This is a genomic window from Oceanobacillus sp. FSL K6-0251 (genome assembly GCF_038004725.1).
Classification (GTDB): Bacteria; Bacillota; Bacilli; order Bacillales; family Amphibacillaceae; genus Oceanobacillus; species Oceanobacillus oncorhynchi.
In genome coordinates this window covers 2,729,441-2,741,992 of sequence record NZ_JBBORS010000001.1, presented here as the reverse complement: position 1 = coordinate 2,741,992, position 12,552 = coordinate 2,729,441, and the positions used below count along the sequence as shown (strand labels likewise).

10 protein-coding genes are annotated in these 12,552 nt (G+C 38.1%); 7 read left to right on the top strand and 3 right to left on the bottom strand.

Annotated elements, in window-relative coordinates; genetic code table 11:
* Positions 1-17 precede the first annotated feature (17 nt).
* The 4 genes from rodA to MKY45_RS13745 all read left to right on the top strand — a co-directional run bounded on the left by rodA (position 18) and on the right by MKY45_RS13745 (position 4,817).
* Complete coding sequence (gene rodA / locus MKY45_RS13760) at positions 18-1,184, top strand: rod shape-determining protein RodA (RefSeq protein ID WP_042534590.1); 1,167 nt, start codon at positions 18-20, stop codon at positions 1,182-1,184.
* A 275-nt stretch (positions 1,185-1,459) separates the two neighbouring features.
* Positions 1,460-2,557: a D-alanine--D-alanine ligase gene (gene ddlA / locus MKY45_RS13755; protein WP_042534588.1), complete on the top strand. Its 1,098-nt coding sequence runs from the start codon at positions 1,460-1,462 to the stop codon at positions 2,555-2,557.
* A 20-nt stretch (positions 2,558-2,577) separates the two neighbouring features.
* Positions 2,578-3,009, top strand: coding sequence for a hypothetical protein (locus tag MKY45_RS13750; protein ID WP_042534586.1), 432 nt, complete (start codon positions 2,578-2,580; stop codon positions 3,007-3,009).
* A gap of 128 nt (positions 3,010-3,137) precedes the next feature.
* The gene (locus MKY45_RS13745) at positions 3,138-4,817 is read left to right on the top strand and encodes an ABC1 kinase family protein (protein WP_341173483.1); all 1,680 of its coding nucleotides are present in this window, start codon (positions 3,138-3,140) and stop codon (positions 4,815-4,817) included.
* 71 nt (positions 4,818-4,888) lie between these two features.
* Here the strand turns inward: MKY45_RS13745 and guaC are convergent, their stop codons facing one another.
* The gene (guaC, locus tag MKY45_RS13740; RefSeq protein WP_042534582.1) at positions 4,889-5,872 is read right to left on the bottom strand and encodes a GMP reductase; all 984 of its coding nucleotides are present in this window, start codon (positions 5,870-5,872) and stop codon (positions 4,889-4,891) included.
* Between the two features lie 289 nt (positions 5,873-6,161).
* Here guaC and MKY45_RS13735 point away from each other — a divergent pair, with 289 nt between their 5' ends.
* Complete coding sequence (locus MKY45_RS13735) at positions 6,162-6,962, top strand: SDR family NAD(P)-dependent oxidoreductase (RefSeq protein ID WP_256704783.1); 801 nt, start codon at positions 6,162-6,164, stop codon at positions 6,960-6,962.
* A 63-nt stretch (positions 6,963-7,025) separates the two neighbouring features.
* Here the strand turns inward: MKY45_RS13735 and MKY45_RS13730 are convergent, their stop codons facing one another.
* Positions 7,026-8,384, bottom strand: coding sequence for a DUF5068 domain-containing protein (locus MKY45_RS13730; protein WP_256704782.1), 1,359 nt, complete (start codon positions 8,382-8,384; stop codon positions 7,026-7,028).
* Between the two features lie 321 nt (positions 8,385-8,705).
* Between MKY45_RS13730 and MKY45_RS13725 the strand changes: the two genes are divergently transcribed.
* Both MKY45_RS13725 and MKY45_RS13720 read left to right on the top strand, forming a co-directional pair.
* A complete protein-coding gene (locus MKY45_RS13725; protein WP_256704781.1) occupies positions 8,706-9,215 on the top strand; it encodes an STM3941 family protein in 510 nt (169 codons plus the stop codon).
* Between the two features lie 533 nt (positions 9,216-9,748).
* A complete protein-coding gene (locus tag MKY45_RS13720) occupies positions 9,749-10,543 on the top strand; it encodes an SLC13 family permease (protein ID WP_338112862.1) in 795 nt (264 codons plus the stop codon).
* Positions 10,544-10,627: 84 nt separating this feature from the next.
* Here the strand turns inward: MKY45_RS13720 and MKY45_RS13715 are convergent, their stop codons facing one another.
* The gene (locus tag MKY45_RS13715) at positions 10,628-12,223 is read right to left on the bottom strand and encodes an amidohydrolase (protein WP_193064834.1); all 1,596 of its coding nucleotides are present in this window, start codon (positions 12,221-12,223) and stop codon (positions 10,628-10,630) included.
* Positions 12,224-12,552 lie beyond the last annotated feature (329 nt).

Here is a 12,552-nt window from a genome sequence, read left to right as displayed (position 1 = left end):
TTAATGAGGGTTTGGATATGAATCGGAAGAAATACAATTTGGATTACAGTATAATCACTATTTTGTTCTTGTTATTATTAATTAGTTTAATTGCAATTTATAGCGGTTCGGGACAATATGCGCAATCACAGCCTTACTATTTTGTGATTCGCCAAGGTATTTGGTATTTTTTTGGTGCGTTGATAATGCTGGCAGTGATTTTCTTTGACTATGAGCTCTTAAAAAAACAGGCATTTAAGTTGTATGCGATTGGCGTGTTCCTTTTATTAGGCGTTCATTTTTTTGGGGTTTTTCGCAACGGTTCTCAACGTTGGCTGAATTTAGGAATCTTTGAGATACAGCCATCTGAATTTATAAAAATATTTCTTATCATCTACTTAGCTGTTTTATTAGAGAAGTATGGCAATCGAAAGCTGCCCTTAAAAAAGAGTATTCAATTAACGCTGAAAGTAGTGGCAGTAACATTAATTCCATTTGTTTTTATATTTTTACAGCCGGATTTAGGATCTGCTTTGATTGTATTAGCCATTGCTTTTTCCATGATTATTGTTTCCAGTATCTCTGTTAAAGTTATTTTACCGGTGCTATTCACCATAGCTGCTTCTATAGGCGGTTTAATTTTTTTGTATTCTTATAATGAAGATATTTTTTCCCGGTTATTTCAATCACATCAAATGGACCGTATTTATGGGTGGTTAAATCCGGCGGAGTATGCATCTGATTATGGGTATCAGCTTCAGCAGGCAATCATGGGAATCGGTTCAGGACAATTGAGCGGCGCCGGATTTAATCAGGGGATGCAGATTCAAAATGGGAATGTACCTGAAGCACATACAGACTTTGTTTTTACAGTAATTGGAGAAGAATATGGTTTTATCGGAGCAAGTATTCTGATTTTATTATATTTCCTGCTTCTTTATCGAATTACAAAGGTTGCCTTCGAAGCAGATAATCTATTCGGGGTCTATCTTTGCGTCGGCATCATCGGAATTCTTGCCTTTCAAGTATTTCAAAATATTGCGATGACCATTGGTTTAATGCCGATTACTGGGATTACCTTGCCTTTTATCAGTTATGGAGGAAGCTCGCTGATAACCAATCTGATTATGATGGGGCTGGTCATCAATGTGCAAATTCGTTCCTCCAATGATTATTTATTTCGAAAAAAAGCAATTAGTGAATAAAGGGGAAGCTAAAAAATCAGCCTGGGAAGATTTTTTAGCTTTCTTTAATTATTTTTTAATACATTCAGGATCCCGGATTAGGCAGAGAAGTTGAAAATTTATTATTTCTTAATAATCAGAATCACTGCTTCGGATGAATTATTGACATTAAAGTCCCCTTCCAAATGAACTCTATGATAAAATAGCGATACAGGTCAAACAAATAATGATATAAACACATAGGATATAGGAACAATCGTAATTATGTCATTAGAGTCAATGAGGAGAGGATTGGAATGAAGAAAAAAGTTGGTATTGTTTTTGGAGGGAAATCATCAGAGCATGAGGTTTCTCTGCAATCTGCCAAAAATATTGTGGACGCAATTAATTTAGATAAGTATGAAGTATATCTGCTGGGGATTGATAAGCAGGGGAATTGGCATGTCAATGACCGTTCTCACTATTTAATAAATGAAGAGGATCCAAGCCTGATTGCATTAAATAAAACAGGGAAGGGAATTGCCATTGTCCCTGGAGCGGAAGAGAATCAAATTATTGAGACCGGCTCAAGTGTAAGCATGGACCAATTAGATGTTATTTTTCCAATTGTCCATGGCACACTCGGTGAAGATGGAAGCCTGCAGGGTATGCTGAGAATGGCCAATATTCCATTTGTAGGTTCTTCTGTACTTGGTTCAGCTATCAGCATGGATAAGGATATTGCCAAGCGTCTGCTGAGCGATGCAGGCTTACATGTTGCCCGCGGATACAGCTTCCGTAAAGCCAAACAAAATCAAATCTCTTATCAGGATATTGCTGCGGAATTAGGAACACCATTATTTATTAAGCCGGCAAATCAAGGCTCTTCTGTTGGCGTACACAAGGTGGAGACGGAAGAAGCATTTAACCATGCTATTCAGGATGCATTTATGTATGATCACAAAGTTTTAGTTGAAGAGGCTGTCTCAGGAAGAGAGATAGAGTGTTCGGTTTTAGGTAATGAAAACCCGATTGCCTCTGTACCAGGCGAGATTCTTCCAACCGTCGAATTTTATTCTTATGAAGCGAAGTATATTGATGAATCTGGAGCAAGCTTAGAAATACCTGCTGTATTGGACAAAGACGTGGCAGATCGAATTAAACAGACTGCTGTTCAAGCTTTTGAGGCTTTAAATTGTGAAGGCTTAGCCAGAGTAGATGTATTTTTAAAAGAGGATAATACGATTATTATTAATGAAATTAATACATTGCCCGGATTTACGAAGATAAGTATGTATCCAAAGCTTTGGGAAGAGAGCGGCGTTTCCTATCGGGAACTGATAGAGAAATTAATTGAACTGGCAATCGAAAGACATCAAAGAGATCAGCAGCTGAAGAGCTCTATTCAAAATTAAAGACGTAAAAGGATGATTGAATGTCTAGCGACAACATAGAAAACGGCGGTATCAAAGCATATTTACAAAACAATTTGCCGGCGCTGATTTTTCACTTTTTCCTGACAGTGTTTGCCATGCTAATGGTACTTTTCACGAATCAACTGCAAATGGTATTTTTCGGAGTTTTAATCGCGTATGTATTATTTGGATTTGCATTGAAAAATCAAGGAACGCTTTTAAAAAATAGTTTGACGGTTTCCCTGGTTTTTATCATTAATCTGATAATGTACACCTTGGTCCCGCTGGCAGTATCTGAGGCACTTATGTTTTATTCCTTGCCGTATCTTTATTTAGCATTGATTAATGGACAATTGATTTTCCTAGCTATTATATTGCCATCCATTTGTATGCTGATCGGGTTATATGTGAAAATAAGCATTATAAAACTAACAAATAAGAACGAGGCATAAATTTACAAAGAGGAGCTGTCATAGGGAAAACAGTTCCTCTTTGTAAAATAGCCTGGATTTCCTGTTAACAGATGGATAAGAATGGGTATACTATCAATAGAAATTAAACGGGAAAGGAGGGAACCGCGATTCTTAATAAACGTATTCGTCATATACAACGTTATCGAGAAATACTTGTTGCATTTTCCCGTAATGGCTTTGGGTATATTGTAAAGGAATTGGGATTGCAAAAGGTTGTTTCTTTGCCGGAAAGAGTTCTTAAAGGGAAGAAGGAAATACATAGAAAAACAACAGGAGAGCGAATTCGGCTTTTCCTGGAAGAATTAGGTCCGACCTTTGTGAAGCTTGGACAAATCGCAAGCACAAGAAGTGATTTGATTCCCCGAGGTATTATTAAAGAGCTGGAGAAGCTGCAGGATCAGGTCGGGAAAGTCTCCTATACCGAAATTCAGGAAATTATCGAGAGGGAATTGGGAGAGCAGATTCATGATATATTTAAAGAGTTTAACAAAGAGCCTATCGCCGCCGCCTCGATCGGACAGGTTCATTATGCTATTTTGCAGAGCGGGGAAGAAGTAGCTGTGAAGGTACAGCGCCCGAATATTGAAAAGAAAATTCATACGGATTTAGAGATTTTAATGAATTTTGCCACCCTTGCAGAAACACGTTTAGAGTGGGCTTATCAATATAAAATCACCGAAATCATTGAAGAATTTAAAGCATCCATCCTGGCCGAATTAGATTACACTTTGGAAGGACGGAACGCGCATAAAATTGCGATGAATTTCAAAAATGATAAAGAAGGCGTGAAAGTCCCTGATGTGTATTGGAAATATACAACCGAACGTGTGCTGACAATGGAATTTGTCAAAGGGATAAAGTTAGATGAGAATGTGCAGCTTATCCGGGAAGGCTATCAGCCCAAGGTAATTGCAGAAAAATTAATTCATAATTTATTTGAACAAATATTATTAGATGGTTTTTTTCATGCAGACCCGCACCCGGGTAATGTGATGATACTCCCTGGTCATCAGCTGTTATTTATGGATTTTGGAATGGTCGGCCGGCTCACACCGTTAATGAAGGAGCATCTGACGGATATGATTATTGCGCTGGCCCGTCAAAATACGCATGCTATCGTGAAGGCTATCTATCGAATGGGTGTGGTTCCTGATGAGGTCAATGATGATATGATGCGTGCAGATATTGAAGAGCTGCGGGATAAATATTATGATGTTCCATTTAGCCAGGTTAGTCTGGGAGAAGCGGTGAATGATTTATTCAGCGTTGCTTCCAGGCATCAAATTCGTATTCCCGCAGATTTATCTTTAGTCGGGAAAACGCTGGTTACCCTGGAAGGGACCGTAGAAAGATTAGACCCGGATATCAGTATTGTTAAAATAGCGCAGCCTTTTGGAAAGAGGCTGATTAAAGAGAAATATCGACCTAAAAAAATGGCAGAGGAAGTTTACGAGCAGGTTGATGATTATAAGGATATTATTTTAGATTTACCGGAGCATGTTAATGCGGTCTATAAGCTGATTCGGAAGGGTAAGGTGCCCTTGGAAATATCCGTTTCCAGAGTGGATATGATTCTTAAGAAGCTGGACAGAATCAGTAACCGTTTATCGTTCAGTATCGTCCTGTTATCGTTCAGTATTATTATGGTTGGATTAATTGTCGGTTCAGCAATCGCGGGAGAGGTTTCTTATTTTTGGAGTCTGCCAGTTATCGAAATTGGCTTTGTTGTTGCTGTACTGATGTTTATATGGCTTATCTTTGCGATATTCAGGTCAGGAAGGTTTTAGCTTTAAACAGAGAAAAAGCTTATGTCAGAAGGGCTTGTCCCTTTCCTGACATAAGCTTTTTTAAATGCTATTTAGAATACCTTATCGCCGTTAAAGATAGAGTTTTTCACAACCACATAATCCACTGTGCGGATAGCATCTAACTGTCTGCCGCCGGCGTAAGAAATAGAGGATTGAAGATCCTGTTCCATTTCTGTCAATGTATCCTGAAGGGCACCTTTATGCTCTACGTACATTTTTTTGCCCTCTACGTTTTTCTTTTCTCCCTTTTGGAACTCTGATGCAGAACCGAAGTATTCCTTCAGCTTCTTGCCATCTTTTTCAATGGTATCTCCAGGAGATTCTTCGTGACCGGCAAATAAAGAACCGATCATGACCATGGATGCACCAAAACGTACAGATTTCGCAATATCGCCATGTGTACGGATTCCGCCGTCTGCAATAATTGGTTTACTTGCAGCTTTTGCACACCAGCGCAGTGCTGCCAGCTGCCACCCGCCCGTTCCAAAACCAGTTTTGATTTTAGTAATACATACTTTACCAGGCCCGATTCCTACTTTTGTAGCGTCCGCGCCGGCATGCTCCAGCTCACGTACAGCTTCAGGAGTACCAACATTACCAGCAATTAAAAAGCTGTCTGGTAAATGTTTTTTAATATGCTTGATCATACGGATAACAGGTTCTGAATGACCGTGTGCAATATCAATGGTAATATATTCTGGAACTAAGTTATTTTCAGCAAGTGATTCCACAAAAGCATACTCGTCATCCTTCACTCCGACACTGATTGAAGCGAATAAATCTTGTTCTCGCATTGTTTTTATAAAATCAATACGTTTCTCAGGCTCGAAACGGTGCATAATATAGAAATAATTATTTTTAGCTAAATAAGTTGCAATATTTTCATCAATAATCGTCTGCATATTTGCAGGAACGACCGGTAATTTAAAGCTTCTTCCGCCAAACTCAATGGAGGTGTCACATTCTGACCGGCTATTTACTACACATTTTGCGGGAACTAATTGGATATCTTCATAATCAAAAACATTTTCCATTTAAAACACTCCTAAACACGAATAAAATTTGTATTGGATATTAAAAACATTCGCCTTTAGTAATTTAACCCAATCCAGGTATTTTGTCAATGTTTTATGCCTGTTTATCGACATAATAATTTGAAAAATAAGGCACTTCATGACAATCTATAGTTGGATTAATAAATATAGGGGGAAAGGTAAGGGGGGGTATTGTATACGCGACAACAACGTTTAATTAGAAAAGAACAATCATGCTATAATTGGAGGATAATCATATCAAAGTAATGAATTGGAAGGGGAATACACCATGGCCATATTTTCAAAAGATGCATTAGAAGGAAGACATGTATTAATAACCGGCGCAACTGGCGGAATAGGAAGAGAAACAGCGAAGATTGTCGCACAGATGGGGGCTAAGGTCACCATAACCGGACGGAATGCCGATAAGCTTGCAGAACTTAGACAGGAGCTGGAAGGTCTTACTGATGCTTCGAAGCTATTTGTGCAGCAGGCAGATATAACAGAGGAAGCGGAAAGAACGCAATTGGTCAGCAACGCACGGGACGCATTGGGATTTATCTCTGATTTAGTCAATGCCGCTGGAATTGCGGGAAACAAGACGGTGAATCAGCTGGAAGAAGCGGATATACAAGCCATGCTTACTGTAAATTATTTATCTGCATTCAGTCTGACCAAAGAAATTTATCAGGAGATGCAAGAGAAGCAGCAGGGGAATATCGTCAACGTGGCGTCTTTATCCGGTTTGCGGGGGACATATGGAAATAGTGCTTATGCTTCTTCTAAATTTGCGATGATCGGCTGGTCACAGTCTATGGCTTTGGAAGCAATTGCATATAATATTCGTGTCAACGCAGTTTGTCCCGGTTTTGTTGATACAGAAATGGTACAAGGTTTATTTGAAGCAAAAGCGGAAAATACGAATCAATCCTATGAACAGGTAAGAAAAGCAGCAGAGGATTCGTTGCCTTCTCAAAAAATAACAGCTCCGGATGAGGTGGGCAATACGATTGCGTACCTGCTGACGGATGCTGCGCGAAATATTGTAGGGGAGTCGGTGAAAATTTCGGGCGGGGCTGTGATGCGTTAATGCACTAACCTTTTTCATTGGAAAAAGCTAATGGTTCAAATTGCACCATTAGCTTTTTTATACTTATTTTAAATTAAACTCTACTTCATGTCCTTTGGAAATATCTTCAGCATCCATATTTCTCATCGGGCCAATTTCAATTTCCATACTTTTATCTTTCCAAATTTTTTCATACATTTCTTTGTCTAACAGGAAAGTTTGCAGCAATTCTCCTTCTTCACCAGATGCGATACTACTACTATTGTCATAAGGATGAAACATTCCTTCACTTAAAAGATATTGAGATCCATCATTTACTGTGAGCCTTGAAGAAAGAGAGCTTAAGCCAATTTCTTCATCACCCTGGTTATCAATTTCAAATCTTATCGTAGCAACTACGATGTTATCAGGATCCTCATAACGAGCTGCTTCTTCGGCATTTGGAGTAAAATCAACAAATTGATAACCATCTAATGTAATTGTTACGTCTCCTAATTCGTCGCTCTCCCCAATGCCATCTTCTTGTTCAATCATTTCTTTATCGCCCATATTTTCAGCACTCAGTGCATCCTGATAAAAACCTTGGCTCTCTGTTTCCGCATTTTTTTCAGCACTGTCACCATCTAAAGGAAGGCTAAACTCGGTACCAGAACCAATACTGGAAGAATATTCATTATACTCTGTAGTTGGCGTAGGAACATTCAAAATAACATTTCCTTCTGCCAATATTGCTTCTAAATCTTCTGATCCAAAAGGATAAGCGTAATAGCCGGTCACTTCATCTCCAGATTCCACTAAGTATTCATTATCGGGGTTTAGCATACTTGATAATTGCTCATCTAAAGGGAGAAGCTCCCGATAATTTGTATAGAATTTTGTTGCTCCAACAAAATCTAAATCTAATGAAGGCATGTAATGTAAATCCTGATCAGAATCATTTTCTACCGTATATTGAGCTAAAATAACGCCGCCATCTGTTTCGTCATTAAAAGGAATACTGAAATTGGTATGAAAATCTTCTAATTCTACTAATTGGTATGCATCCAGTGTTACAGTTAAGCCTTCCATTTCATGAGATTGAGGCTCATCGTTCTCATAAAGAAGCGTAGCAGTACCTTCTGTTTCCTCTTCCATTGCAGTAATTAATGCATCAAAATCTGCATTAGAAGATTCTGCTTGAGCCTGTTCTTCCTCATCAGCATCTTCTTCAGCTTCTTGCTCTGCGTCTGCTTCATCGGAAGAAGCATCTTCATTTTCTACTTCTTCTTCCATTTGTTCTGGTTCCTCAGCTTTTTCCTCTGAGTCTTCTTCTGTTTCGTTTTCTTCTTGATTTGTTTCTTGTTCTTCCGCTTCTGCTGCGTCATCTTCATCACTAGAACCGCAAGCAGTTAAAGCGATTGCGAATACAGCTGCAAGAAGAACATAAAGCATTCTTTTTGACATCTAATACCTCCATATATTTAAAATATATATAATAGTAACATAATTTTAGGTGGAAAAATGTAAAAAGTCATAAAAAATTATCCTTTTTTGAAGAAAATTACCTGTTTTATTTGATTTTTTAAGAAATGGTAGTTGATAATTGATGGGGATATGATAAGGGCAGTTAAAAAGTTAGTATCAATTGAAGAAATATTTTATTAGAAATTTTTTAGATAAAAGAGAAAGTTCATGAAGAAAGTAAGCAAAAAAAGTTTATTACCTTATTGAATAAGAGGCATATTAATGACAAAAAAGTATTTCTAATTGTAAGGGGGGGTTAATTTGATAGAAAATAAAATAGAGTTTTATCATTCAAAAGGGAAGCTTTTTCTCGGAATCATTTTTTCATTATTACTTGTCGTTTTTGGGACCTTAATAATGTATATTGCCTATATAGAAGAAGCTATACTAATTATCGCTTTGGCATTGTTTATTATGGTTTTATTTAGTTTCTTTACCATTGCAAATATATTGAAAATATTCCGGGGTTATCCTTATATCACGATAACAGATGAATATCTGCAATTAGATTCATCTACGAAAAGTGAAGTAACCATTTATTTTACGGATATCGAATACATAAAGGTATCTAAAGTCTCATCTCAAAGCATCTTCGAGATTGTTTTATATAACGAAGGTGATTATTTTGCTCAATTATCCTTTCATAATAAAGTGAGATTATGTATGAATCGAGTAACTGGTTATTCTCCATTTACGATTAACCCAAAAGCTACACGAAAACAAGATCGCTCTCGATTACTAGAGACGTTAAATCTGATTATGCAACAATAAGTAAACAACGAAACTTCAATCTTTGAAACAGCACAAAAACAAAATGAAGAAACGGACTTTGTGTAAAAATATGATCTTACCCCGCCAATCACCCAAGCTTTCATTAGAAATTGGTGAAAAAAATCTAAACAAAAAATCAATAATTTGCATGTTAAAATCCGATTAAAAGAAATTGCGGAAAGAGAGTAAATCATGTAGAGGATGTAGAAATATGAAACACAATGCATTAAAAAAATTAAGAATTTAAAAAAAGATACCTGGCGTTTAATTGTACTATTTGTTTGGATCTTAATAATTGGTACTTTTGAAATTGAACTCACTTTTTGGACTACTTTCATTGTTGTTATGTCAACTATTATAATAGGTACCATGTTAAAACGTATTGTCGATAAGTGTGGAGATAATAATGAATTATCCTAACTTGTTCCTCGATAGGGAGCAAATGATGATAAAAAAAGTTTACGTAGGTGGCGCCCTCAAAAGTTAAAGAATTTATTATACTTTTGAATGGCTGGATTTAGTTCGATACTAGACTGGACTTCATTTGGTTAATTGAAAATACACCTGTATTCGGATTCTTTGAATTTGCCTATATCGGAATTCCTCTAACGATTATTGGTATTATTTACATGATGACGATTGGTTATAAGCTTATTCCGAATCGGGAAACGGCTTTGGAAGAAGCTGATACGAAAAATGAAGAAGAAGCTACAAGCGAAGAAGCCACATGGAAACAAATGGTTGCCATTGGAGTTTTGCTGGCAGCAGTCGTTTTTATGATCTTTGAAGAGCAATTTGGAATTCCTTTGCATATTGTTTCTGTTATGGGGGCAATGGTTATTGTTTTAACACGTACGATGTCGGAGAAAAAAGCATACCGTTCCTTAGATTTCTCCACAATCATTTTAGTAGCCGCCATGATGCCTATGGCGACTGCTTTAGCAGAAACAGGCGCTGCACAGATGATTGCGGATTATGTACTGGAGATGGCAGGAAGCAACGCCGGACCGTATGTTATTACCGCTTTAATTTTCGGAGTAACCACTGTACTGACCTCTGTCATGTCCAATACAGCAGCGGCAGCACTTATGGCTCCGATTGGATTAGTTATCGCAGCAAGTATGGGAGTTGATCCAAAAGCAATTTTAATGACGGTTTGTGTAGGTGCATCTGCAGCCTATGCCTCTCCTGTTGGCACACCGCCTAATACAATGATTTATGGTCCGGGAAATTATACATTCCTTGATTATATTAAATGCGGTTTTCCATTTTTGGTTATTCAGCTGATTGTATGCGTTGTCATTGTGCCGTTGATTTGGCCATTTTAAAGATTAATTATAATAAATAAGCAGTGAAAAATCATGCTGGATTTTTCACTGCTTATTTTAATTAATACATCGAATTTATTGTTTCTATCCTTTCCTATATACAATGTCTCCATCAACAATCGTCATTTCAATATTGGTATCTACTAATTCGTCTGCATTCTTCATTTGAAATGGGTCGGCAGAATAAACCGTCATATCTGCCAGCTTGCCGCGGGAAATGGTTCCTTTTAGCTTTTCTTCATTTGTTGTATAAGCTGCGTATTTTGTAAATAGATAAAAAGCTTCGTGCATGCTTAATTTTTGTTCTGGGTACCAGCCGCTGTGTGTTTCACCGGGAGCTTTTCTGGTAACTGCCGCATGAATCCCGAGTAAAGGATTCAACGGTTCAACAGGTGCATCTGAGCCACCGCCGCAGATAATGCCATTATCAAGTAATGTTTTCCAGGCATAGGCATAAGGCATGCGTGCTTCGCCAAGACGCTCTGTAACCCATGGATAGTCACTTGCAAGGAAGCGAGGCTGAATATCAACGATACGATCCGGCGTTGCAAGGCGCTTTACTAGGTCTGGATTAATGACCTGCGCATGTATCAGACGGTCTCTATAGGCGGATGCCGGAAATTGGTCCAGGGTATCAAGGACATTTTCCAATGCCTGGTCGCCAATTGTATGAACAGCAACAGGCATACCCATTTCCCTTGCGCGTTTTACGATAGTGTACAATGTATCCTGCGAGAGCATTGCTTCTCCAAATTGCCCGGGCTGATCGGAGTATGCTTCCTTCAATAGTGCCGTTCTTCTGCCGAAAGCACCGTCTGCAAATATTTTTACCGCTCCGATTTGCAGCATATTATTCCCATATCCGGTGTACATTCCCGCTGTATGCAGATCCTCTAAGAAAGGATAATCAATTAATAGATTTGCCCGCAGACCCATTTTTTCTTCATTTAATAATTCCTGATAGAGCTGGTAGGTTTGCTGTAAGCCGCCTAAATAAGCCGGATCATTGGAATGCACACTGGTTACACCATATCCAGAAACGGTGGAAATGGTTTTACGAAGTGCTTTTTTCCATGTTTGATAGGATTTATCAGGGATTTTTGCTTTAAATAATACCGCTGCTGATTCAAGAATTAAACCGGTGGGTTCTCCATTTGCATCCGTTACAATCTCGCCGCTCTCTGGAACAGCAAGCGTGCTGGAATAATTAATTTCCTCAAGCGCCTTCGAGTTAACAACGGCTGCATGCTCGCATATTCTTGTCAGAAAAAGCGGGTGGTGCGGGGCAGCCGCATCAAGCTCTTCTTTCGTAGGCAGACCGCCGTCAGTGAATAGATTTTCATCCCAGCCGGCGCCAAGCAGCCATTCTCCCTTGTCCAATGTATCGGCACGCTGTTTTATTTTATTTAAAAATACTTCTTTCTTTGTGACGCCGGTCACATCTAAATCAATAAACTTCATTGCCTGCATAGAAAGGTGGAGGTGTGTATCTGTTAACCCCGGCGTAGCAGCTTTTCCACCCAGATCAATTACCGCATCACTTTTTGCGCTCCAAAAAGAAAGCATTTGTTCATTGGATCCCATATCTATGAAATGTCCATCTTTAATAACAACAGCCTGTATAACTGGCTGCGAAGTTTGAAATGTATGTATGACCCCATTGGTATATATCTTTATCATGGAAACGCTCCTTATCTAAATTATCGTATGTTTTACATCGTTCAAAACGTATATTAAAAACGGACAGAATCATTTTACAGACGATTTGTAAACCCTAAATAGGAAAGTATTCTGTAAATGGCACTATGAATATATTTTATCAAAATTGTTTCATTTTGACAGCAGGCAGGATTGACATTTTCAGAAATTTTATTATATACTTGATTCAACAAAGTTGAACAGAAGGAAACTGGATTGAATTTTATTTGTAGTATATAAAGAGGGGTAATTTGCATGAGGTTATTGTAATACCTTGCAATATCTATGCTGGCTTATTTGGCGGGTCATGC

Excerpts from the sequence above, each read along its gene's own strand:
- rodA (WP_042534590.1), top strand. The coding sequence starts at position 18 with ATGAATCGGAAGAAATACAATTTGGATTACAGTATAATCACTATTTTG.
- ddlA (WP_042534588.1), top strand. The coding sequence starts at position 1,460 with ATGAAGAAAAAAGTTGGTATTGTTTTTGGAGGGAAATCATCAGAGCAT.
- MKY45_RS13750 (WP_042534586.1), top strand. The coding sequence starts at position 2,578 with ATGTCTAGCGACAACATAGAAAACGGCGGTATCAAAGCATATTTACAA.
- guaC (WP_042534582.1), bottom strand. The coding sequence starts at position 5,872 with ATGGAAAATGTTTTTGATTATGAAGATATCCAATTAGTTCCCGCAAAA.
- MKY45_RS13735 (WP_256704783.1), top strand. The coding sequence starts at position 6,162 with ATGGCCATATTTTCAAAAGATGCATTAGAAGGAAGACATGTATTAATA.
- MKY45_RS13730 (WP_256704782.1), bottom strand. The coding sequence starts at position 8,384 with ATGTCAAAAAGAATGCTTTATGTTCTTCTTGCAGCTGTATTCGCAATC.
- MKY45_RS13715 (WP_193064834.1), bottom strand. The coding sequence starts at position 12,223 with ATGATAAAGATATATACCAATGGGGTCATACATACATTTCAAACTTCG.